23 protein-coding genes and 1 pseudogene are annotated in these 22,322 nt (G+C 70.8%); 19 read left to right on the top strand and 5 right to left on the bottom strand.

All coding sequences use genetic code 11. The features are described 5' to 3' along the window. The first annotated feature begins 57 nt into the window (after nucleotides 1-57). The 5 genes from IE277_RS34360 to IE277_RS34380 all read left to right on the top strand — a co-directional run bounded on the left by IE277_RS34360 (nucleotide 58) and on the right by IE277_RS34380 (nucleotide 5,671). The gene (locus IE277_RS34360; RefSeq protein WP_189957654.1) at nucleotides 58-1,056 is read left to right on the top strand and encodes an ABC transporter permease; all 999 of its coding nucleotides are present in this window, start codon (nucleotides 58-60) and stop codon (nucleotides 1,054-1,056) included. Further along, a complete protein-coding gene (locus IE277_RS34365) occupies nucleotides 1,053-2,150 on the top strand; it encodes an ABC transporter ATP-binding protein (RefSeq protein WP_189957655.1) in 1,098 nt (365 codons plus the stop codon). The genes IE277_RS34360 and IE277_RS34365 overlap by 4 nt, the downstream gene beginning before the upstream one ends. Continuing rightward, complete coding sequence (locus IE277_RS34370; protein WP_189957656.1) at nucleotides 2,147-3,472, top strand: ABC transporter ATP-binding protein; 1,326 nt, start codon at nucleotides 2,147-2,149, stop codon at nucleotides 3,470-3,472. Before IE277_RS34365 ends, IE277_RS34370 begins: the two co-directional genes overlap by 4 nt. Nucleotides 3,473-3,572: 100 nt before the next feature. Further along, a complete protein-coding gene (locus tag IE277_RS34375) occupies nucleotides 3,573-4,964 on the top strand; it encodes a M1 family metallopeptidase (protein WP_189957657.1) in 1,392 nt (463 codons plus the stop codon). Between the two features lie 47 nt (nucleotides 4,965-5,011). Further along, nucleotides 5,012-5,671: a trimeric intracellular cation channel family protein gene (locus IE277_RS34380; protein WP_189957658.1), complete on the top strand. Its 660-nt coding sequence runs from the start codon at nucleotides 5,012-5,014 to the stop codon at nucleotides 5,669-5,671. On the opposite strand, the gene IE277_RS34385 is transcribed toward IE277_RS34380, so the two are convergent. Further along, a complete protein-coding gene (locus IE277_RS34385) occupies nucleotides 5,580-6,869 on the bottom strand; it encodes an alpha/beta hydrolase (RefSeq protein ID WP_189957659.1) in 1,290 nt (429 codons plus the stop codon). The two genes, IE277_RS34380 and IE277_RS34385, sit on opposite strands and share 92 nt — an antisense overlap. A gap of 185 nt (nucleotides 6,870-7,054) precedes the next feature. Between IE277_RS34385 and IE277_RS34390 the strand changes: the two genes are divergently transcribed. Next, the gene (locus IE277_RS34390) at nucleotides 7,055-7,957 is read left to right on the top strand and encodes a thioesterase family protein (RefSeq protein WP_189957660.1); all 903 of its coding nucleotides are present in this window, start codon (nucleotides 7,055-7,057) and stop codon (nucleotides 7,955-7,957) included. A 94-nt stretch (nucleotides 7,958-8,051) separates the two neighbouring features. Continuing rightward, the gene (locus IE277_RS34395) at nucleotides 8,052-8,453 is read left to right on the top strand and encodes a hypothetical protein (RefSeq protein WP_189957661.1); all 402 of its coding nucleotides are present in this window, start codon (nucleotides 8,052-8,054) and stop codon (nucleotides 8,451-8,453) included. A 62-nt stretch (nucleotides 8,454-8,515) separates the two neighbouring features. On the opposite strand, the gene IE277_RS34400 is transcribed toward IE277_RS34395, so the two are convergent. Next, nucleotides 8,516-9,169, bottom strand: coding sequence for a TetR family transcriptional regulator (locus IE277_RS34400; protein WP_189957662.1), 654 nt, complete (start codon nucleotides 9,167-9,169; stop codon nucleotides 8,516-8,518). A 146-nt stretch (nucleotides 9,170-9,315) separates the two neighbouring features. On the opposite strand from IE277_RS34400, the gene IE277_RS34405 reads away from it, so the two are divergent. The 4 genes from IE277_RS34405 to mnmA all read left to right on the top strand — a co-directional run bounded on the left by IE277_RS34405 (nucleotide 9,316) and on the right by mnmA (nucleotide 12,561). Next, nucleotides 9,316-9,483 carry a hypothetical protein gene (locus IE277_RS34405; protein ID WP_189957663.1) on the top strand — a complete coding sequence of 56 codons (168 nt, stop codon included), beginning with the start codon at nucleotides 9,316-9,318 and terminating at the stop codon, nucleotides 9,481-9,483. Between the two features lie 32 nt (nucleotides 9,484-9,515). Beyond that, nucleotides 9,516-9,794: a DUF4190 domain-containing protein gene (locus IE277_RS34410; protein ID WP_189957664.1), complete on the top strand. Its 279-nt coding sequence runs from the start codon at nucleotides 9,516-9,518 to the stop codon at nucleotides 9,792-9,794. A gap of 115 nt (nucleotides 9,795-9,909) precedes the next feature. Beyond that, nucleotides 9,910-11,079: a cysteine desulfurase family protein gene (locus tag IE277_RS34415; RefSeq protein WP_189957665.1), complete on the top strand. Its 1,170-nt coding sequence runs from the start codon at nucleotides 9,910-9,912 to the stop codon at nucleotides 11,077-11,079. 357 nt (nucleotides 11,080-11,436) lie between these two features. After that, nucleotides 11,437-12,561: a tRNA 2-thiouridine(34) synthase MnmA gene (mnmA, locus tag IE277_RS34420; RefSeq protein ID WP_189957666.1), complete on the top strand. Its 1,125-nt coding sequence runs from the start codon at nucleotides 11,437-11,439 to the stop codon at nucleotides 12,559-12,561. Nucleotides 12,562-12,568: 7 nt separating this feature from the next. Here the strand turns inward: mnmA and IE277_RS34425 are convergent, their stop codons facing one another. Both IE277_RS34425 and IE277_RS34430 read right to left on the bottom strand, forming a co-directional pair. Continuing rightward, nucleotides 12,569-13,351, bottom strand: a complete 783-nt coding sequence (locus IE277_RS34425; protein ID WP_189957667.1) for an alpha/beta fold hydrolase — start codon at nucleotides 13,349-13,351, stop codon at nucleotides 12,569-12,571. Between the two features lie 37 nt (nucleotides 13,352-13,388). Beyond that, nucleotides 13,389-13,712: a DUF427 domain-containing protein gene (locus IE277_RS34430; RefSeq protein ID WP_189957668.1), complete on the bottom strand. Its 324-nt coding sequence runs from the start codon at nucleotides 13,710-13,712 to the stop codon at nucleotides 13,389-13,391. A 65-nt stretch (nucleotides 13,713-13,777) separates the two neighbouring features. Here IE277_RS34430 and IE277_RS34435 point away from each other — a divergent pair, with 65 nt between their 5' ends. The 5 genes from IE277_RS34435 (at nucleotide 13,778) to IE277_RS34455 (ending at nucleotide 20,775) form a co-directional block, all read left to right on the top strand. Then, nucleotides 13,778-14,317 carry an LOG family protein gene (locus IE277_RS34435; RefSeq protein ID WP_189957669.1) on the top strand — a complete coding sequence of 180 codons (540 nt, stop codon included), beginning with the start codon at nucleotides 13,778-13,780 and terminating at the stop codon, nucleotides 14,315-14,317. A 7-nt stretch (nucleotides 14,318-14,324) separates the two neighbouring features. Continuing rightward, nucleotides 14,325-15,023 carry an SDR family oxidoreductase gene (locus tag IE277_RS34440; protein WP_189957670.1) on the top strand — a complete coding sequence of 233 codons (699 nt, stop codon included), beginning with the start codon at nucleotides 14,325-14,327 and terminating at the stop codon, nucleotides 15,021-15,023. A gap of 30 nt (nucleotides 15,024-15,053) precedes the next feature. Next, nucleotides 15,054-16,061 (top strand): methionine synthase, encoded by a 1,008-nt coding sequence (locus IE277_RS34445; protein ID WP_189957671.1) that lies wholly within the window; start codon nucleotides 15,054-15,056, stop codon nucleotides 16,059-16,061. A 15-nt stretch (nucleotides 16,062-16,076) separates the two neighbouring features. Then, complete coding sequence (gene ligA, locus IE277_RS34450) at nucleotides 16,077-18,275, top strand: NAD-dependent DNA ligase LigA (RefSeq protein WP_189957672.1); 2,199 nt, start codon at nucleotides 16,077-16,079, stop codon at nucleotides 18,273-18,275. A gap of 259 nt (nucleotides 18,276-18,534) precedes the next feature. Beyond that, a complete protein-coding gene (locus IE277_RS34455; RefSeq protein WP_189957673.1) occupies nucleotides 18,535-20,775 on the top strand; it encodes a putative bifunctional diguanylate cyclase/phosphodiesterase in 2,241 nt (746 codons plus the stop codon). Between the two features lie 16 nt (nucleotides 20,776-20,791). Here the strand turns inward: IE277_RS34455 and IE277_RS34460 are convergent, their stop codons facing one another. Continuing rightward, nucleotides 20,792-21,010, bottom strand: a complete 219-nt coding sequence (locus IE277_RS34460) for a TetR family transcriptional regulator (RefSeq protein WP_229882168.1) — start codon at nucleotides 21,008-21,010, stop codon at nucleotides 20,792-20,794. Between the two features lie 59 nt (nucleotides 21,011-21,069). On the opposite strand from IE277_RS34460, the pseudogene IE277_RS50155 reads away from it, so the two are divergent. From IE277_RS50155 to gatC, 3 genes and pseudogenes are all read left to right on the top strand, one after another. Then, nucleotides 21,070-21,168, top strand: a pseudogene (locus IE277_RS50155) (DUF4267 domain-containing protein); the annotation flags it as partial. A gap of 89 nt (nucleotides 21,169-21,257) precedes the next feature. Then, on the top strand, nucleotides 21,258-21,752 hold the full coding sequence (locus IE277_RS34465; protein ID WP_189957674.1) for a cupin domain-containing protein: 495 nt from the start codon (nucleotides 21,258-21,260) through the stop codon (nucleotides 21,750-21,752). A gap of 269 nt (nucleotides 21,753-22,021) precedes the next feature. After that, the gene (gene gatC, locus IE277_RS34470) at nucleotides 22,022-22,318 is read left to right on the top strand and encodes an Asp-tRNA(Asn)/Glu-tRNA(Gln) amidotransferase subunit GatC (RefSeq protein WP_004925108.1); all 297 of its coding nucleotides are present in this window, start codon (nucleotides 22,022-22,024) and stop codon (nucleotides 22,316-22,318) included. Nucleotides 22,319-22,322 lie beyond the last annotated feature (4 nt).

Genomic DNA, 22,322 nt, shown 5'->3' on the forward strand with positions numbered 1-22,322 from the left:
GCCGCGGGCCCACCGGAAGATCTCCGGGGGCCCGCGGTCCGCGGCGGGCCGTTAGCTGTGCTCGCTTACCTCATCAGGCGGCTGTTCGCCGCCATAGTGATGCTGGTGGTCATCATCCTGGTGGTCTTCAGCATCTTCTTCCTCGTCCCCAAGTGGGCGGGCGTGGACATCGCCACGAGTTTCGTGGGCAAGCAGGCGGACCCGCACGCCGTCGAGGCGGTGCGCGAGAAGCTCGGTCTGAGCGACCCGATCTACTCGCAGGTCTGGCACTTCTTCAAGGGCATCTTCGTGGGCCGCACCTACGCGGCCGGCGGCGATGTCACCCACTGTGCCGCGCCGTGCTTCGGCTACTCCTTCCGCAGCGAGCAGGCCGTCTGGCCGGTGCTGACCGACCGCTTCCCGGTGACCCTGGGTCTCGCGCTCGGTGCCGCCGTGCTGTGGCTGGTCCTCGGTGTCGCCGCGGGTGTGCTCTCCGCCCTCAAGCGGGGCAGCCTGTGGGACCGCGGTGCGATGGTCGTCGCCCTCAGCGGTGTCTCCCTGCCGATCTACTTCACGGGTCTGCTCTCGCTGGCGATCTTCAGTTACGGACTGAACTGGATCAACGGCCAGTACGTCTCGATCTCCGACAGCTTCTCCGGCTGGCTGGGCGGCATGATCCTGCCCTGGATCACCCTCGCCTTCCTGTACGCGGCGATGTACGCCCGTATCACCAGAGCCACCATGCTGGAGATCCTCGGCGAGGACTACATCCGCACCGCCCGCGCCAAGGGCCTCACGGAGCCGGTCGTCATCGGCAAGCACGCCATGCGCTCGACGATGACCCCGATCCTGACCATGCTCGGCATGGACCTCGGCGCCCTGATCGGTGGTGCGATCCTCACCGAGACCACGTTCAGCATCCCCGGCCTCGGCCAGGCCGTGCTGACCGCCATCAAGAACCAGGACCTGCCGATCATCCTGGGCGTCACCCTGATCACCTCCCTCGCGGTGCTCATCGCCAACCTCGCGGTGGATGTGCTGTACGCCGTGATCGACCCCCGAGTGAGGCTCGCATGACCGAACTCAGCAAGACCGGAGCAGCCGTGGGCGAGCCCACCGACTCCTCGCCCAAGCCGAGCTCCTTCCTCGAAGTGCGCGACCTGAAGGTGCACTTCCCGACCGACGACGGCCTGGTGAAGTCCGTCGACGGCCTCAGCTTCCAGCTGGAGAAGGGCAAGACCCTCGGCATCGTGGGCGAGTCGGGCTCCGGCAAGTCCGTGACCTCGCTCGGCATCATGGGCCTGCACACCGCCGGCCAGTACGGCAAGCGCAAGGCACAGATCTCCGGCGAGATCTGGCTGAACGGCACCGAGCTGCTGTCCGCCGACCCCGACCATGTGCGCAAGCTGCGGGGCCGCGACATGGCGATGATCTTCCAGGATCCGCTGTCCGCGCTGCACCCGTACTACACGATCGGCGCGCAGATCGTGGAGGCCTACCGGATCCACCACGACGTCGACAAGAAGACCGCCCGCAAGCGGGCGGTCGAGATGCTCGACCGCGTGGGCATCCCGCAGCCGGACAAGCGGGTGGACAGCTACCCGCACGAGTTCTCCGGCGGCATGCGCCAGCGCGCCATGATCGCCATGTCGCTGGTGAACAACCCCGAGCTGCTCATCGCGGACGAGCCGACCACCGCGCTCGACGTGACGGTCCAGGCGCAGATCCTGGACCTGATCCGCGATCTGCAGAAGGAGTTCGGCTCCGCGGTCATCATCATCACCCACGACCTGGGCGTCGTCGCCGAACTGGCCGACGACATCCTGGTGATGTACGGCGGCCGCTGCGTGGAGCGCGGTCCGGCCGAGAAGGTGTTCTACGAGCCCCGCCACCCCTACACCTGGGGTCTGCTCGGCTCGATGCCGCGCCTGGACCGCGACCAGCAGGAGCGCCTGATCCCGGTCAAGGGCTCCCCGCCCTCGCTGATCAACGTCCCGTCCGGCTGCGCCTTCAACCCGCGCTGCCCGTACGCCGACGTCCCGAAGGACAACCTGACCCGCACGGTCCGCCCCGAGCTGACCGAGGTCGGAACCAAGCACTGGGCCGCCTGCCATATGTCGCAGGAGCAGCGGGAACGGATCTGGACCGAAGAGATTGCGCCGAAGCTGTGAGTGAGAACGCAGAGGACAAAGAGGTGAAGGCGGCCGGTGCGGCCACCCTCAGCAAGGACGCCGCGCCCGGCGAGACCCTGCTGAAGGTGACCGGGCTGCAGAAGCACTTCCCCATCAAGAAGGGCCTGTTCCAGCGACAGGTCGGTGCCGTGCGCGCGGTCGACGGCCTGGACTTCGAGGTCCGCTCCGGGGAAACCCTCGGTGTCGTGGGCGAGTCGGGCTGCGGCAAGTCGACGATGGGCCGGCTGATCACCCGGCTGCTCGAACCGACCGCGGGACAGATCGAGTTCGAGGGCAAGGACATCACGCACCTCGGCGTGGGCGGTATGCGTCCCATGCGCCGCGATGTGCAGATGATCTTCCAGGACCCGTACTCGTCGCTGAACCCGCGGCACACCATCGGCACGATCGTCGGCGCTCCCTTCCGGCTCCAGGGCGTCGAGCCCGAGGGCGGCATCAAGAAGGAAGTCCAGCGGCTGCTGTCGGTGGTCGGCCTCAACCCCGAGCACTACAACCGCTATCCGCACGAGTTCTCCGGCGGTCAGCGCCAGCGCATCGGCATCGCCCGCGCGCTCGCCCTGAAGCCGAAGCTGGTCGTCGCGGACGAGCCCGTCTCCGCGCTGGACGTGTCGATCCAGGCGCAGGTCGTGAACCTCATGGACGACCTCCAGGAGGAACTGGGCCTGACATATGTGATCATCGCGCACGACCTCTCGGTCGTCCGGCATGTCTCGGACCGTATCGCGGTGATGTACCTCGGCAAGATCGTCGAGCTGGCCGACCGGGAGTCGCTGTACAAGGCGCCGATGCACCCGTACACCAAGGCGCTGATGTCGGCGGTGCCGATCCCGGACCCGCGGCGCAAGAACGCCAAGAGCGAGCGCATCCTGCTCAAGGGCGATGTGCCCTCGCCGATCTCGCCGCCCTCGGGCTGCCGCTTCCACACCCGGTGCTGGAAGGCGACGGAGATCTGCCGGACCACGGAGCCCGCGCTGCTGGAGCTGAAGCCCGGTCAGCGGGTGGCCTGCCACCACCCGGAGAACTTCGAGGACCAGGCCCCGCAGGACACGGTCCTGCTGACCGCCGCGAAGGAGGCGGCGGAGCTGGTCGCCGACGAGGTCCTCGCCGAGTCGGCGGAGACGTCGGCGGCGGTGGCGGCGGAGCTGGCGGAGGAGGACACGTCCGAGGAGAGCACGTCCGAGGAGAGCACCTCCGAGGAGGCCACCTCCGAAGCGAGCACCTCCGAGACGAGCGCTCCCGAAGCCGCTGCCTCCGACGAGAGCACCGAGGAGACCGGGTCCCAGGAGTCAACCGACAAGTAGCACATGACAACTGGGCAAAGTCATGCACATGCCCGAACGGGAGAGCGCAGAGTCGTCCGTGTCCGACCACTGATCGGTACACGCTCGAAAGGGACGACTCATGGCACTCTCCCGTTCGGCACGTCTGGGCACCCTCGCCACCGCGGCGGTCTCCTTCCTCGTGATCGCCGCCGCCCCCGCCCCGCACCCCGGCGCCCCCGGCATCGGTGACCCCTACTTCCCGGACCTCGGCAACGGCGGCTTCGACGCCCTCCACTACGACCTCGACGTCGCCTACGCCCCGGACACCGGCCGCCTGGACGGCCGTACGACCCTCACCGCGCGCGCCACGCAGAACCTGTCCTCCTTCGACCTCGATCTGCAGCAGCTGGACGTCAGCCGGGTCGAAGTCGACGGCAGACGCGCCGAGTTCACCCGCACCGGGGACGAACTCGTCATCACCCCGCGCCACAGCCTCGCCCGGGGCCGCGCCTTCCGGGTGAGCGTCACCTACGGCGGCATACCACAGCCCCTCGGCGGGCCCATCGTGTTCGGCTCCAAGTACGGCTGGATGAAGACCGCCGACGGTGTCTTCGTCGCCTGTGAGCCCAACGCCGCCTCCACCTGGTTCCCGTCCAGCGACCACCCCTCCGACAAGGCCACCTACGACATCCGGATCAAGGCGCCCGAGGGACTGACCGGTGTCTCCAACGGCCGGCTGGTGTCGACGTACGCCAAGGGCGGCTCGACGTACACCCACTGGCGCGAGTCCAAGCCCATGGCGACCTATCTCGCCACCGCCACCATCGGGAAGTTCGATGTGCGCACCGGCCGGACCCCCGCCGGCACCCCGATCTATGTGGCGATCGACCCCGTACTGAAGAACAGCAACAAGGTCGATGTGTACGCCGTCACCGCCGCCGCGACCGACTACTGGTCGAAGGTCTTCGGGCCGTATCCGTTCGAGGAGACCGGCGCGATCGTGGACGACATGCCCGAGGCGGGGTTCTCGCTGGAGGTGCAGAGCAAGCCCGCCTACTCGGCGGTGCGCAGCGAGACGACGATCGTGCACGAGCTGGCCCACCAGTGGTTCGGCGACTCGGTGAGCGTGGCGCAGTGGAAGGACATCTGGCTCAACGAGGGCTTCGCCACCTACGCCCAGTGGCTGTGGGCGGAGCACCAGGGCACCCGCTCGGCCCACGACTCCTTCCTCGCCGCCTACAACGCCCGCCAGGCGGACGACGCCTTCTGGCAGATCAAGGTGGCCGACCCGCAGCGCGACACGATGTTCGCCTCCGCGGTCTACCTGCGCGGTGCGATGACGCTCCAGATGCTCCGGGAACGGATCGGCGACCAGGCCTTCTTCAGGCTGCTGCCCGCCTGGACCAGGCTCCACCGGTACGGCAACGCGAACACCGCCGACTTCATCCGCCTCGCCGAGCGCGTCAGTGGGCAGCAGCTGGACGGCCTCTTCGACACCTGGCTGTTCACCACAGGGAAACCCGCCCTGTGAGCCTGGCTTTGTAAGGTTCACGTCGTTCGGCAGGTGAGAATACCGGGGTGCAGCTCCAGCAGATCTTCAGTCCCTCCGTCCAGCACACGCTCGATGTCATCGGCATCTTCGTGTTCGCCATCTCCGGCGCGCTGCTGGCCGTCCGCAAGAACTTCGACGTGTTCGGCATCGCCGTGCTCGCCGAGGTGACCGCGCTGGGCGGGGGGCTGTTCCGCGACCTGGTCATCGGAGCCGTGCCCCCGGCCGCCTTCACCGACCTCGGGTACTTCGTGACCCCGCTGCTGGCCGCGCTGGTCGTCTTCTTCCTGCATCCGCACGTGGAACGCATCCAGGCGGCGGTGCTGGTCTTCGACGCGGCCGGCCTCGGGCTGTTCTGCGTGAGCGGTACGACGAAGGCGTACAGCTACGGACTCAACCTGACCGCGTCGGCGACGCTCGGCCTCGCCACCGCGGTCGGCGGCGGTGTGCTCCGGGACGTACTGGCCAACGAGGTGCCCTCACTGCTGCGCTGGGACCGCGATCTGTACGCGGTCCCAGCGATCGTCGGCGCCACGATGGTCGTGCTGTGCCTGCACTACGACGTGCTGACCCCGTTCACCAGCGGGCTCGCCGCCGTCACGGCTTTCGTGCTGCGCCTGCTCGCGATGCGGTTCCACTGGCGAGCTCCGCGCGCGTGGAACCGCCGGTCGACGGTGACCGAGGAGTAGACCCCATGGCTCCGGCGGCGTTCCCGGTCAGGGTTCCGGGGGGCTTGGTAAGAGAGCGGTCCTGCCCCTTGGCGTGGTTCTGGCCCATCTGCAGGGTCAGCCAGCGGAACACCGTGTCGACCTGGGGCTTCCACAGCGCCATGTTGTGACCGCCCGCGCTGCGCGGCAGGAACACCACGTGCACGGTCGTCGGCGCCTTGGCGATGGACTCCAGCGCCACGCCCGCCTGATAGCCGTCACCGGACTCGCCGGAGACGTAGAGCGCGATCGGCGGCGGCACGGCCGACTTCTTCAGGATCAGGTAGGGGTTGTTCTCGTTGCGCACGGTGGGGTTCTGCGCGGCGAGGGAGTTGCGCTCGCCGATCGGGTCGTTGTAGCCGGACAGGCTCACGGCCGCCCGGTAGCGGTCCGGGTGCGCCACGGCCAGCTTGACCGCGCAGTGGGCGCCCGCCGAATACCCGGCCACGGCCCAGCCCTTCGGTGCCGGCTCGGCCCGGAAGTTGTCCATGACCATCTTCGGCACGTCGATGCTGAGCCAGGTGTCGGCGTTGACCTGGCCGGGGATGTTCGCGCAGCCGGTGTCGACGCCGGCCAGCAGGTTGGTGCGCGGGGCGACCAGGATGAAGGGGGCCACCTGACCGCTCTTCATCAGCGGCAGCAGCTGCTCGTGCGTCTTCATGGAACCGAACCAGGCCTTGGCGGAACCGGGGTAGCCCGGCAGCAGCTCGACCACCGGGAACTTCTTGTTGCGGTAGGCCGGGTCGTTGTACTGCGGCGGCAGCCAGACGTAGACCTCGGCGTTCACCCCGGAGACCCGGCCCTTGAGCTGGGTGACCCGCACGCCGCCGGCCTGGCCCATACCGGGGCCGGAGGCCTTCGTGAAGTTCTGCTTGACCTTGGGCAACCGTTTCACCGCTATGCCGCCGGTCCCGTCCTTGCCCAGGTCCTGGGCCTGCTGGACGTGGTCGCCGGTGCCGAGCAGGTCGGCCCAGTTGTCGTACAGGTTGTTCTGGTTGTTGACCATCACGAAGATCAGTGTGACGGCGGTGCCCTGGGCGAACAGCAGCATCAGCAGGCGTGAGGCGGCGCGCAGGGGTTTGGGACCGCGCACTCGCGACCACAGCACGAGCGGCAGTATCAGTGCGACCACAGCCAGCACGATGGTCGTGTAGAGGAACGGAGTCCCGGTGAGGCTCATGCCCCCATAGAGGGGAATCTGCCGCTTGAGGTTGTGGACGTGTCCGGACACTTACCGAGAAATTGCCAGAACCTCACTCGTTCGAGGGATCCGGCGGGTCCGGCGGAGTGATCCGAGACTACTCCGTCATCCGCCGTCTCCGCACAAAGCTACCGCTTAGTAGTTTCCTGTTATACCGTTCCTCCATGCCAGAAGCAGCTTCCGCACCCTCCCCGTCGCGAGCCGTGATCGGCGACAGCGAGTTCGACCGCGACAGCGCGGTCACCCGGCGCGAGCCCGGTGTCTACGACATCGAGCTGTCCGCCGGCTGGACCATCTTCGGTGCCGTCAACGGCGGCTTTCTGCTGGCCGTGCTCGGCCGGGCCCTCGCGGACGCGCTCCCGCACCCCGACCCGTTCGCCCTCTCCGCGCACTATCTGACCGCCTCCCGGCCCGGCCCGGCGGTGGTGCGCACCGAGGCCGTCCGTACCGGCCGTACCCTCTCCACCGGCCAGGCCTCGCTCTTCCAGTACGACGACGAGGGCAACGAGGTGGAACGCATCCGCGTCCTCGCCTCCTACGGCGACCTCGCCGCCCTCCCCGACGACGTCCGTACGACGGCGGTGCCGCCCGCGATCCCGCCGCTGGAGCAGTGCTTCGGCGCCGACGACGCACCGGAGCCGGTGCCGGGCGGTTCGGCGATCGCCGGCCGGCTGATGCTCAAGCTCGACCCCGCCACCCTCGGCTGGGCGCTCGGCGCGCCCTCCGGCAAGGGCGAGATGCGCGGCTGGTTCGGTCTGGCCGACGGCCGTGACCCGGACCCCTTCTCGCTGCTGCTGGCGGTGGACGCCCTGCCGCCCACCGCCTTCGAGATCGGCATCCAGGGCTGGGTGCCCACGGTGGAACTCACCGTCCACGTCCGCCGGCGCCCGGCCCCAGGACCGTTGCGGGTGTCCATCACCACCCGCAACCTGGCCGGCGGGTTCCTGGAGGAGGACGCCGAGGTCTGGGACAGCGAGGACCGCCTGGTCGCCCAGTCCCGCCAACTGGCCCGGGCGGGGCTCGGTCGAGCGGACGAGCCGAGCGGACGAGTCCAGCGGACGGATTGACAGCCGGCGGACAGGGCGCGCCCAAGTACCGCCAAGGCGCCGTTGGTTGAGTGCGGCTCTCAGGACTTCCTCATATTTCCCGGAGCTGAATCTCATGAAGCGCGTCCGTCTCGTCCCCGCCGTCGCCCTGCCGGCGCTGTCCCCGCTGCTGCTGACCGCGTGCGGCTCGGGCGACTCGTCGTCCTCCGGCGGTTCCTCCGGCAGCGGTACCTCCGGTCGGCAGCAGAGCTGTCAGCGGCCCTCCGGCATGCCCGCCGGCGGCGCCAAGGGCCACCGCCCGAGCGGGTTGCCGTCGGGAGCGTCCCGCGTGAAGCCGACCGGCGCACCCAGTGGTACGCCCACCGGTATGCCCTCGGGCATGCCGAGCGGCGCGCCCGGCGGCCGGGGCGGGGCCGGGGCCGGGGGCGGCCAGGGTGGCGGCTGCGGCGTTCCCGGCGGGGGCCGGGCGGGCGGGCGGAGCGGGGGCCAGGCCGGGGGCCGGGCTCAGCAGGGCTGACCGGCGGTCGGGACCGAGGGTCGTACGACGACAGGGGCGGTGTGCCGGGCGTGCCGCCCCTGTCAGGTGTCCGTGGCGGCTCGGCCGGCCTGGTCCAGCCAGTGGCTGCGGCCGACGGTGATGAGCCGCAGCTGCCGGGTGGCGACCTGGGTGACGCGCTCCCGGTCCTGCGCCGGGGCCTCCAGGGCCTCCAGGAACAGGGAGGCGGTGATGAGCATCTGGTCGACGTAGAGGTGCGCGAGCATCAGCAGGTCGTCGTCGTTCCAGCCCGCCGCCTCGGGGTCCTTGGCCAGCTCGGCCTTCACCTCCTCGGCGAACCGGACCAGTTGGGCCCGGATGGCCTCCCGTACCGGCTGCACCCCGCCGTGCCGCTCCCTGGCGATGAACCGGACGTGCGCGGGGTGGGTGTCCACGTGCCGGGCGATCAACTCGATGGCCCGTGCGATGCGTTCCTCGCTGCCGCCCGCCGTGGACACCGTCGTCCGCACCATCGGGTGCAGGCTGCCCAGCGCCTCGTCGACCAGTGCGACACCGAGGTCGGCGGTCGAGCGGAAGTGGCGGTAGAAGGCGGTCGGGGCGACGCCGACGGCTCGGGTCACCTCGCGCAGACCCAGGCTGCTCAGGCTCTGCTCCTCCAGCAGCGCGAGCGCGGCGTCGAGGAACGCCTGCCGGGTCTTCTGTTTCTGCGCCTGCCGGATGCCGAGGGTGTGACTCATGTCATCCAGTTAACAACTGTTCTCTGGAATTGGAAAGCCGTGCGGCACGCTAGAGTAGAAGTCAGTGAACAAGTGTTACTACAACTGTTCACCGAAACTTCACACCAGCCCGCATCGCAAGGCATCCCGGAGGGGGATCTGATCCCATGCTGTTCCTCGTCGCCGCACTCATGCTGCTCGGCGTCGTCCTGGGCACCGTGGCCCACGCACCGCTGACCGTCACCGCCGCCGTCGCCGCGGTCATCGCCGTCTGGCTCGGCATCTTCGCGATCCGCGAGCGCCACGGCCGCCGGCGCCGTACGTCGGCCAACTGACCGTCCGCCACGACTTCCAGGAGCTGAACATCATGCAACTCACCGCACCCGTCACCACGAGCGACGCGACCCGTCCCGCCGCACGTGACGCCGACGGCATGGCCGTCGCGTCCTTCATCCTCGGCCTGCTCGGCCTGCTCGTCCTCAACATCTTCCTCGGTCCGGTCGCCATCGTCCTCGCGGTGGTGTCCCTCTGGCGCGGCACCGCCCGCCGTGGCCGAGCCCTCCTGGGCCTGGCCCTGGGCGTCGCCGACCTGGCCGTCCTGGCGATCGCCATGCAGGTGTCCCATACGCTGTCGTGGAGCCTGTGACCCAGGACCGTCCCGCCGCAGCCGGAGCCCCGAGGACGACGGGGCCCCGACCGCTGCCGCACGGCGCACGGCCCGGGCCGATCGCGGGAACCCGGCGCCGTAGAATCGCCTCACCATGGCTTACCTCGACCACGCCGCGACAACCCCGATGCTCCCGGAGGCGGCAGAGGCACTGACCGCCCTGTTGAGCATCACGGGCAACGCTTCTTCCCTCCACGCGTCCGGCCGCCGGGCACGCCGTACGGTCGAGGAGTCCCGCGAGACCCTCGCGGAAGCACTCGGCGCCCGCCCCAGCGAGGTCGTGTTCACCTCGGGCGGCACCGAGGCCGACAACCTCGCCGTCAAGGGCCTGTACTGGTCCCGCCGCACCGCCGACCCGGCCCGCACCCGCGTCCTGGCCAGCCCCGTCGAGCACCACGCCGTCCTGGACGCGGTCCATTGGCTCGGCGAACACGAGGGCGCGACCGTCGAGTACCTCCCGGTCGACTCCTACGGCCGGGTCCACCCCGACGCCCTGCGCGAGGCGATCGCCCGCAACCCCGACGATGTCGCCCTGGCCACCGTGATGTGGGCCAACAACGAGATCGGCACGATCCTGCCGGTCCGTGAACTCGCCGACGTGGCGGCCGAGTTCGGCGTCCCGATGCACGCGGACGCGGTCCAGGCCTTCGGTCAGGTCCCGGTCGACTTCGCCGCCTCCGGCCTCGCCGCGATGACCGTCTCCGGCCACAAGATCGGTGGCCCGTACGGCATCGGCGCCCTCCTGCTCGGCCGCGACCACGCCCCCGTACCCGTGCTGCACGGCGGCGGCCAGGAGCGGCATGTCCGCTCCGGCACCCTCGACGTCCCCGCCGTCGCCTCCTTCGCCGTCGCCGGCCGGCTCGCCACCGAGCGGCGCGCGACGTTCGCCCGCGAGATCGGCGCCCTGCGCGACCGGTTGATCGCGGCCGTCCGTACGGCCGTCCCGGACGCCATCCTCGGCGGCGACCCGGCACCCGGGGGCCGGCTGCCGGCCAACGCGCACTTCACCTTCCCCGGCTGCGAGGGCGACTCCCTGCTGCTCCTGCTGGACGCCCAGGGCATCGAGTGCTCGACCGGTTCCGCCTGTACCGCGGGTGTCGCCCAGCCCAGCCATGTGCTGCTCGCCACCGGCACCGACCCGGACCTGGCCCGGGGTACCCTGCGCTTCTCCCTCGGGCACACCTCGACGGAGGCGGATGTGGAGGCGGTCGCCCGGGCGATCGGACCGGCGGTGGGGCGGGCGCGCGCCGCGGGCCTGAGCTGAGACATGACCTGAGCCGAGGCGCGAAGACCCGTGCCGAGGCATGAAGCGACCTACGAGGCGGGTTCCCTTCGCCGGCATTGTCCGGATCAGGTAGTTGGGGGTCGCCTTCCGGTCCAGTCCTTGCGACCTTCCAGCCTCTCAGCCCGAGCGTCGACGTCGGCACCAGCGGAGACGATGTACCTCTCGATGAAGAGAACAGGTATCTCTCGCTGACGTCGGCTACTCCGCTTGAACTCCCTCACTCGTCCCGTAGGTCTTCTCCCAGCATAGAACTGCCCATAGCAGACAAAAAGGGCCTACGCCTTGATTTTTTAGCCGGCGACCCGGGTTCCCGCGGCCCCGTACCCTGGAAGGGCTATGACTGAGACCCCGCAGCGCCCCCTCCGCGTCCTCGCCGCCATGTCCGGCGGTGTCGACTCCGCCGTCGCCGCCGCGCGTGCCGCGGAAGCCGGCCACGACGTCACCGGCGTCCACCTCGCGCTCTCCGCGAACCCGCAGTCCTTCCGGACCGGCGCCCGGGGCTGTTGCACCATCGAGGACTCCCGCGACGCCCGCCGCGCGGCCGACGTCATCGGCATCCCCTTCTACGTCTGGGACCTCGCCGACCGCTTCCGTGAGGACGTCGTCGAGGACTTCGTCGCCGAGTACGAGGCCGGCCGCACCCCCAACCCCTGTCTGCGCTGCAACGAGAAGATCAAGTTCGCGGCGCTGCTCGACAAGGCGCTGGCCCTCGGTTTCGACGCGGTGTGCACCGGCCACTACGCGAAGGTGATCCTGCGCGAGGACGGCTCCCGCGAGCTGCACCGCGCCTCCGACATGGCGAAGGACCAGTCGTACGTCCTCGGCGTCCTGGACGAGAAGCAGCTCGCCCACGCGATGTTCCCGCTCGGCGACACGGTCACCACCAAGGAGGAGATCCGCGCCGAGGCCGAGCGCCGGGGCCTCGCGGTCGCCAAGAAGCCCGACTCGCACGACATCTGCTTCATCGCCGACGGCGACACCCAGGGCTTCCTGGCCCAGCGGCTCGGCAAGGCGGAGGGCGACATCGTCGACGAGTCCGGCGCGAAGGTGGGCACCCACGAGGGCGCGTACGGCTTCACCATCGGCCAGCGCAAGGGCCTGCGCATCGGCACCCCGGCCCCCGACGGCAAGCCGCGCTACGTCCTCGACATCTCCCCGGTCACCAACACGGTCACCGTCGGCCCGGCCGCGGCCCTGGACGTCACCGCCCTCACCGCGATCAGGCCCCGCTGGTGCGGCACCGCCCCCACCGGTCCCGGCGGCTACACCGCCCAGCTGCGCGCCCACGGCGGCGAGACCGAGGTCACCGCGGAACCGGTCGACGGCGAGCTGCGCGTGACCTTCACGGAGCCGGTCCGCGGTGTGGCCCCCGGTCAGGCGATCGTCCTGTACGACGGCACACGCGTGGTGGGTTCGGCGACGATCGCGACGACCACGCGCACACCGGCCGCGGCGCTGTAGCCGCCGCTCACCCGGCGACGAACTCCGCCAGCACCGGTCCCAGCACCTCCGGCTCCACCCTGTGGGTCTGCCGCTCCAGGACCCGGTACGTGCCCTGGGGCACGGTCTGCGCGACCGCGCGGGACGCCTCGCGCATCCACTGCGGGCTCGCCCCGCCCGCGACCGACAGCACCGGCACGGGGATCGCCGCGAGCCGCTCGCGCGGGAGCAGGCCGTCGCCCATCACCGTGTCGTCGTACGCGAGACTCGGCGCCACCGCCTCCATCCCGGCCCACATCGGTGACTGCCGGGCGCCCCGGATAATCTCCTCGCCGAGCCCGGTCAGCCGCAGGAACAGCTCCACCGCGTCCCCGCGCCGGCCCGCCGCGAGCGCCTCGGTCAGTGCCGCCTTGTACGCGGCCTCCCGCTCGGCGCCGCCCTGGAGCGTGTCGGCGTAGGGCACCTCGTACACCGCCGCCCGGGGGACCGGCAGCCCGCTCGCCGCCGCCCGGAGCACCAGCGCGCCGCCCGAGGAGACCCCGAACAGCACCGCGTCACCGCCCACGGCGTCGTTCAGCGCGGCCAGGTCCTCGATCTCCCGCTCGACCGCGTACGGCGCGGTGTCACCGCTCGCGCCGCGGCCCCGGCGGTCGTAGACGACGGCCGTGCAGCGGTCCGCGAGCCGCTGGGCCAGGGGCGCCAGGGTGCCCCCGGTGGACATGGCGCCGCTGACCAGGATCACCGCCGGCCCCCGGCCGCTCACGCCGTACGCGAGGGCGGTGCCGTCCCGCGAAGTCGTCTTCTTGTCCATGCCGGTGCAGACTGCCCTACCGGCCGGAACTCATCGCTCACGACACGTCGGCGGCGTAGAAGCAGAAGTGATCCTTGATCTCCGCCACGTCCGGCTTCGGTTCCGGGTACGCCCACACCAGGTCCGGCGCGTCCGGCAGCGACCAGTAGGACGCCGTGCCCTTGAAGGGGCACACGGTGTGCGTGCCGGAGGGGGTCAGCAGGTCGAGGCGTACGTCCTCGGCGGGGATGTAGTACCGCACCGGACAGCCCGTCTCGCGCAGCACCAGCGGCCGGTCGGTCTCCGCGAGCACCTGGCCGCCGTGCACCACACGCACGTGCTGCCCGCTCTTCTCGATGGTGATCGTGTGTCCCTGTGTCATATCCGGTCAGCACCGGCGGGCCCGCGCTTCTTCCCCGTATCCGGCCCGGCCGTACGGTAGGGGCCATGAACATCTGTGTCTTCCTGTCCGCCGCCGACCTCGACGAGCGCTACACGCGCCCCGCGCGCGAGTTCGCGCAACTGCTGGGAAAGGCCGGGCACACCCTGGTCTGGGGCGGTTCCGACGTCGGTCTGATGAAGGTCGTCGCCGACGGGGTGCACGGTGCGGGCGGCCGGCTGCTGGGCGTGTCCGTGGAGTTCCTCGCCAACACGACGCGGCCCGGCGCCGACGAGATGGTCATCGCCGCCGACCTCGCCGAACGCAAGAAGCTGCTGCTGGAGAAGGCGGACGCCGTGGTGATCATGGTGGGCGGCACCGGCACGCTGGACGAGGCCACCGAGATCCTGGAGCTGAAGAAGCACGGCCGCACCGAGAAGCCGGTCGTCCTGCTGAACACCGCGGGCTTCTACGACGGCCTCAAGACGCAGTTCCGTCGCATGGAGGACGAGGGCTTCCTGCCCCGCCCGCTGTCCGAGCTGGTGTTCTTCGCCGAGGAGCCGGCGGCCGCGCTGGCCTACCTGGAGGCACACCTGTCCGGCCGCTGATGCGAGCATGGCGGACATGGCTACTCATGTGATCACCGGGGCGGGGTCCGGCATCGGCGCCGCCGTCGCCCGCCGTCTGCAGGCGCGCGGGGACGAACTCGTCCTGCACGCGCGCGACGCGGGCCGTGCGAAGGAACTGGCGGCGCGGTTCCCCGGCGCCCGGACCCTGGTGGGCGACCTCGCCGACCCGGACAAGCTGTCCTGGGCGTTCTCCCACCAGAGCCTCCCGGACCGGGTGGACTCGCTGCTCCACATCGCCGGGGTCGTCGACCTGGGCGAGGTCGGCGAGCTGACGCCCAAGTCCTGGCGCCACCAGCTCAACGTCAACCTGATCGCCCCCGCCGAGCTGACCCGGCACTTCCTGCCCCAGCTCCGCGCGGCCCGCGGCCATGTGATCTTCGTCAACTCGGGCTCAGGCCTCAACGCCCACGCCGGCTGGTCCGCGTACGCCGCCTCCAAGCACGGCCTGAAGGCCCTCGCCGACTCCCTGCGCCAGGAAGAACACGCAGCCGGCGTCCGGGTCACCTCGGTCTACCCCGGCCGCACGGCGAGCCCCATGCAGGCCAAGGTCCATCAGCAGGAAGGCAAGGAGTACGACGCGGCGAAGTGGATCGACCCGGAGTCGGTGGCCACGACGATCCTGATGGCCCTGGATCTGCCGAGGGACGCGGAGGTCAACGACCTGACGGTGCGGCCGGGGCACTGACCGCTCGGCCGGTCGGCATACCCTGCCGGGGTGAGTGAGAACAGCGAGTTCAGGTTCCCGCCGGCCACCGGAGTGGGGTCCATGCCGGGCGGCGATGCGCGGGAGGCCGCCAAGACGGTCACGGGCAGCTTCGAGGACTTCCCGTTCCTGCCCGAGCTGCCCGCGCGCGGGCCCGGCGCCGACATGATCGGCCGCACCGCCGGCATGCTCGTCGAGCTGTACGCGCGCGTGGAGCCCAGCGGCTGGCGGATCGGGGACCGGCCGGGCCGGGACACGAAGCGGGCCAGGTCCTGGCTGAGGGAGGACCTGGACGCCCTGGAGGAGTTCACCCAGGACTACGAGGGCGATCTCAAGGTGCAGGCCGTCGGCCCCTGGACGCTGGCCGCCGCCCTGGAGCTGAGGAACGGCGAGTCGGCCCTCTCCGATCCCGGCGCCTGCCGTGACCTCGCCGCCTCCCTCGCCGAGGGCCTGCGGCTGCACCTCGCCGAGGTCCACCGCCGGATCCCCGGCGCCCGCCTCGTCCTCCAACTGGACGAGCCCTCCCTCACCGCCGTACTGCGCGGCCAGGTCCGTACCGCCAGCGGCTATCGCACGCACCGCGCCATGGACCGGCAGATCGTGGAGTCCGCCCTGCGGGACACGATCGCGGCGCACCACGGCGGGCCGGTGGTCGTGCACTCCTGCGCCCCCGACGTGCCGTTCGCCCTGCTGCGCCGGGCCGGCGCGGCCGGTGTCTCCTTCGACTTCTCGCTTCTCACCGAGCGTGACGACGACACGATCGGCGAGGCCGTCGAGGCCGGCACGCGGCTGTTCGCCGGTGTCGTGCCGGGCACGGACGGCCCATTGTCAGACCCTGCCGGTAGCGTCATGGGTGTCAGGACGCTGTGGCGCAGGCTGGGGCTGCAACCGGGGCTGCTCGCCCGGGCGGTCACCCTCACCCCGGCGTGCGGTCTGGCGGGCGCTTCCCCCGCTTTCGCACGCCAGGCGCTCGCCCACTGCGTCCGGGCGGCGAGATCCCTCGCGGACAACCCAGAGTAACGGGAGGACAACACGGTGGCCGGCGACAAGCAGCAGGCGGAGACGGCAGTGCCCGCCGAGGCACGTGACAAGCACGCGCAGCTCGCTGAGCAGATCGAGGAGCACCGCTTCCGGTACTACGTGAAGGACGCTCCCGTCATCAGCGACGCCGAGTTCGACAGGCTCCTGAAGACTCTGGAGGCCCTGGAGGAGCGGTATCCGGAGCTGCGCACCCCGGACTCGCCCACCCAGAAGGTCGCGGGGTCGTACGCGACGGAGTTCACGGCGGTCGAGCACCGCCAGCGCATGCTCTCGCTCGACAACACCTTCAACGACGAGGAGCTGGCCGCCTGGGCCGACCGCATCGCGCGTGAACTGGGCGACCAGGAATACCACTTCCTGTGCGAGCTGAAGGTCGACGGCCTCGCGGTCAACCTCACGTACGAGCAGGGCCGCCTCACCCGCGCGGCCACGCGGGGAGACGGCCGTACCGGCGAGGACATCACGCCCAACGTCCGTACGATCACGGAGATCCCGGACCGCCTGAAGGGCGACGAGGTCCCGGACCTCGTGGAGATCCGCGGCGAGGTCTACTTCCCGATGGAGAAGTTCCTCGAACTGAACGAACGCCTGGTCGCCGCCGGTGACAAGCCGTTCGCCAACCCCCGCAACGCCGCCGCCGGTTCACTGCGCCAGAAGGACCCGCGGGTCACCGCCACCCGCCCGCTGCACATGGTCGTCCACGGCATCGGCGCCCTGGAGGGCTTCACGGGCATGACCCGCCTCTCCCAGGCGTACGACCTGCTGAAGGCCTGGGGCCTGCCCACCTCCTCGCACAACCGCGTGGTCGACGACCTCGACGGCGTACGGCAGTTCATCTCCCACTACGACGGCGAGATGCGCCACTCGGTGGAGCACGAGATCGACGGCGCCGTCATCAAGCTGGACGAGATCCGCCTCCAGGGCCGCCTCGGCTCCACCGCGCGCGCACCCCGCTGGGCGATCGCGTACAAGTACGCGCCGGAAGAGGTCAACACCAAACTCGTCGACATCAAGGTGGGCGTCGGCCGCACCGGCCGGGTCACGCCGTACGCCCAGGTCGAGCCGGTCACGGTCGCGGGCAGCGAGGTGGAGTTCGCCACCCTGCACAACCAGGAGGTCGTCAAGGCCAAGGGCGTCCTCATCGGGGACACGGTCGTCATCCGCAAGGCCGGTGACGTCATCCCGGAGATCCTCGGCCCGGTGGTCGACCTGCGCGACGGCGGCGAGCGGGAGTTCGTGATGCCGGGCGAGTGCCCCGAGTGCGGGACGCCGCTGCGGCCCATGAAGGAGGGCGACATCGACCTCCGATGCCCCAACGCCCGTACCTGTCCGGCCCAGTTGCGCGAGCGGGTGTCCTACCTCGCGGGCCGCGAGTGCCTGGACATCGAGCACTTCGGCGCGGTGGCCGCGGCCGCGCTCACCCGCCCGCTGGAGCCGGCCGACCCGCCGCTGGTGGACGAGGGCGACCTGTTCGACCTGACGGTGGAGAAGCTGCTGCCCATCAAGGCCTATGTCCTCGACCCCGACAGCGGTCTGCCCAAGCGGGACCCGAAGACGGGCGAGGAGAAGGTCGTCACGGTCTTCGCCAACCAGAAGGGCGAGCCGAAGAAGAACACCCTCGCCCTGCTGGAGAACATCGAGGCGGCCAAACAGCGCCCGCTGGCCCGTTTTCTGAACGGCCTGTCCATCCGGCACGTCGGCCCGGTGGCCGCACAGGCCCTCGCCCGCGAGTTCCGCTCCGTCGACCGCATCGAACAGGCCACCGAGGAGGAGCTGGCGGCCACCGACGGCGTCGGCCCCATCATCGCCGCCGCGCTCAAGGAATGGTTCGCCGAGGACTGGCACCGCGAGATCGTCCGCAAGTGGAAGGCCGCGGGAGTCCCGCTGGAGGACGAGTCGACCGGCGAGGACGAGGGCCCGCGCCCGCTGGAGGGACTCACGGTCGTCGTCACCGGCACGCTGGAGCACTTCACCAGGGACGGCGCCAAGGAGGCCCTGCAGAGCCGGGGCGCGAAGGTGACCGGATCGGTGTCGAAAAAGACCTCGTTCGTCGTCGTGGGTGACAACCCCGGATCGAAGTACGACAAGGCTGTCCAGGCGAAGGTTCCGGTGCTGAACGAGGACGGTTTCACCGTCCTCTTGGAGCAGGGCCCCGAAGCGGCGGCCGAAGTCGCGCTTTCGGCCGACGAGTAGCGGTTGAAGGCCACCCGTTCGGCGCATATCAGTTGCATACGGGTGGCCCGGGCGCATTCGGGCAACCGTCGACGACCGGTGCCCGTGGAAGCCTTCCGCGGCCTACTGTTGTGGTGTGCACCTGCCGTGCCCAGCTGCGGTTGGGGCATTCCCGTGCGCTCCCAGGGCGCGGGGAAGGGTTCTTCGACGCGGAGCTGCTGATGGGTGTCGGACATCGGCCCGCGTGGCGTGGGCACCGCCGGCTGTGAGAGGGACGGGAATGGAACCGACCGAGAGCGTCGCCCCGGACTCACGGCTACGCCTGTGCCGCCGCGCGGTCACCTGGCGGGGCCTGCGATGGACGGGACGGGGCCACGGCCGTACGGCCGGCCGGGCCCGCGCGGCCGCAGGGGGCACCGCCGCCGACGCCCACCCGCGGATACCCCTGGCCATCGAGCCCGCCCCCGGTCTGCCGGGCGCCGACTCCGAACGGCATCTGTCCTGGCCCGCACTGCCCGCGGCCGTCGTGGCCGCCGCCGCGTTCGTCCTCGGCGCCGGCTTCTACCGCGGCTTCAGCGGCCATCACGCCCTCTTCCCGAGCGGCACCGCCGGCTGGTCGCTGGCCCTGCTCACCGGCGTCATCGTCGGCCATCTCGTGATGCTGGGCCGCGCCCGCTGGTGGGGCGGCACCGGCTCCGGCGCCGCCCTCACCCTGGCCGTCCTGCTGCTGTACGGCTGGGTGCCCGCCGGCATGGTCAGCCTCACCGTCGTCGTCCTGGTCGGCATCGCCCGGCGCCACCGCTGGCGGCAGGGCGTGCTGCACGGCGCGGTGGACATCCTCGGCATCGGCGCCGGCGCCCTGCTGCTCGGCGCGTTCGGCCGGGTCCCGAGCGTCGAGACGCCCTGGTGGCCGGACAGCTGGAGCATCGCGACGGCACCCGAGGTCGTCCTCGCCGCCGTCGCCTATCTCGCGGTCAGCCGCGGCCTGCAGTGGTATCTGTACGCCCCGCGCGACGGCAAGGTACCCACCGTGGCCCGCACCGCCCTGGTGAGACAGGGCCTGGTCGCCGTCGCCCTGCTGGGCATCGCACCGCTGCTGTGTGTCGTCGCCGACGCCCGGCCGGTCCTGCTCCCGCTGTTCGCCATCCCGCTCATCGCCCTCGACTCCTCCCTGTGGATGGCCCGCGCGCGTGCCGAGGAGCAACTGCGCGACCCGCTGACCGGGCTGCCCAACCGGCAGTGGCTGCTGGAGCGGATCTGGACGGCCCTCGACGACGCCGAACGCATCGGCGCCCGCTCCGCCCTCATGCTGATCGACCTCGACCGCTTCCGGTCGGTGAACGACACCCTCGGTCATCTCGCCGGTGACCGGCTGCTGCTGCAGATCGCCGACCGGCTGCGGCTCGCCCTGCCGCGCGGAGCGGAGGCCGCGCGACTCGGCGGCGACGAATTCGCGGTCTTACTCCCCGTCGCCGACTCCACCACGTCGGCCACGCGCGTCGCCCGCGGTCTCGTCGCCGCCCTCAGCTCCCCCCTGGACCTCGACGGGCTCACCCTCGTCCTGGAGGCCAGCGCCGGCGTCGCCGTCTTCCCCGACCACGCGCTGGACGCCGAAGGGCTGCTGCGGCGCGCCGATGTGGCGATGTACCAGGCGAAGCGGGACCGTACGGGCGTGGAGGTGTACGAGTCCAAGCGGGACTCCAACACCCCGGACCGGCTCGGCCTGCTGGGCGATCTGCGCCGGGCGCTCGACGCGCACGAGGTGCAGCTGCACTACCAGCCCAAGGTCCGCTTCGACGGACAGGTCGCGGGCCTGGAGGCGCTGGTGCGCTGGGTGCACCCCGAGCGAGGGAAGGTTCCGCCGGACGAGTTCATCGCGATCGCCGAGTCCTCCGGGCTGATGCCCCATCTGACGGAATACGTCCTCGACACCGCGCTCGCCCAGGTCGCCAGGTGGCGTGCGCAGGGGCTGCGGGTGCCGGTGGCGGTCAATGTCTCGCCGCGTGATGTGCACACACCCGGTTTCGCGGGATCGGTCGCGGCCCGGCTGGCCCGGCACGGGGTTCCCGCGGGTGCCCTGCAGCTGGAGATCACCGAGCATGTGCTGCTGGAGGACCCGCAGCGGGCCGCCGACACCCTCGCCGGACTCACCGGGCACGGCGTGAAGATGTCCCTGGACGACTTCGGCACCGGGTACTCGTCCCTGGTGCATCTACGGCGGCTGCCGGTGAGCGAGCTGAAGATCGACCGCTCCTTCGTGGCCCGGCTCGCGGTCGACAACGAGGACGCGGAGATCGTGCGCTGCACGGTCGACCTGGCGCACTCCCTGGGACTGCTCGTCGTCGCCGAGGGCGTGGAGGATGACGAGACCTGGGAGCGGCTGCGGGACCTCGGCTGTGACGCCGTGCAGGGATGGCTGGTCGCCGCGGCGATGCCGCCCGAGGAGACGACGGCGTGGCTGCGGGCCCGTGGGTCCCGCGGGTGGCAGCGGCCGCGCGCCGCGCTGCCTGCCGCCGAGTAGTCGGCGATCAGTAGCCTCAGGCCTTCCTCGTGAGCCGCGAGCAACTCGCCGAACGCCTCCCGGAGCGCCGCGGGGCCTCCTCCGTGGCGGAGGCCAGGTCGACCAGGTGGGTGAACATCGCGTCGTAGAGGGCGTCGTAGAGGGCGGGCCGGCTGTACTCGATCTCGACGGCCAGCCCGCGGGTGGTCACCGCGTCCCAGCCCTCCGCCTCGGCCGGTTCCCGCGCGGCCGTCACGATCAGCTGCTCACCAGCGTCGCTGTTGTTCCTGGCGTTGCCAGGAAGCAGAAAGCAGAGTCCTGCGGCACGGCGGGGCGAAGGCGGTCGCCTTCGGGATCCACCTCGCCACCGCGGTCGTTGTACTGATCAGCGCGGGGCCGCTGTTCGCCGTCTGATCACCGGACCACGCGCTGCCGGACCAGTCGCTGCCTGATCACTCACCGCCCGATCACTCACTGCCGGACCACTCACCGGGGGAGCCCTCATGTCGCTGTTCGTGCCGCATTTCGACGAGTCCGTGATCGTCCGTGCCGCCGAGGCCGAGGTCGTCGGCCGCGCACCCACCACTGTCCGTCTGCTGGCCGACAGCAGCGCCACCGGCGGCGCCCTGTCCACCCAGCGCGTCACCCTCGCGCAGGGCGCCGACGGCGCCAAGCCGCACTGGCACGACAACTCCGCCGAGATGTTCTTCCTGCTCGACGGCGCCGCCGACATCCTCTCCGGCGACGACGTCGTCACCGCGGGCCCCGGCGACCTCGTCGTCGTGCCGCCCGGCAAGCCGCACGCCTTCGCCGCCGTACCGGGAGCCGACGCCGACCTGCTCATCGTGATCACGCCCGGCGTCGAGCGTTTCGAGTACTTCCGCCACCTCCAGCGCATCCGCCTCGGCGAGGCCACCCCGGAGAGCCTGCTGGAGGTCCAGGAGCTGTATGACAACCACTTCCTGAAAAGCGCCGTGTGGGACACCCGGCGCCGCTGAGCGCGAGCCCACGGGAAACCGTTTCACGGGCACCGGGTCCCGCCCCATAGGATTGGGGACTGGCGTCACATTTCCGCCTGCCGCGCGACGCCTGGCACGCACGCTCGCTGCGTTGCCGAATCGCCCACGTGGCTCCGCCACGCGGGCGCTCCGGCGCCTTGCGATCGCACGCACCAGACGCCGTGCGGCCCGCCCTTCGGGCGGACGGCGGAAATGTGACGCCAGCCCCCAGCCCCAAACCACACACACTCACCCCAGAGGATCGCTGCATGCCTGGCATCACGCGCGAGGAGGTCGCCCACCTCGCCCGGCTGGCGCGTCTGGAGCTGAAGCCCGAAGAACTCGACCACTTCGCGGGACAGCTGGACGACATCATCGGCGCGGTCGCCCGCGTCAGCGAGGTCGCCGACCAAGACGTACCGCCGACCTCGCACCCGCTCCCGCTGACGAACGTCATGCGGCCGGACGAGGTCCGTCCCTCGCTCACCCCCGAGCAGGCGCTCTCCGGCGCCCCGGCCCAGGAGCAGCAGCGTTTCAAGGTGCCGCAGATCCTGGGGGAGGAGTGACCGA

This window comes from Streptomyces alanosinicus, from assembly GCF_014650595.1.
Classification (GTDB): Bacteria; Actinomycetota; Actinomycetes; order Streptomycetales; family Streptomycetaceae; genus Streptomyces; species Streptomyces alanosinicus.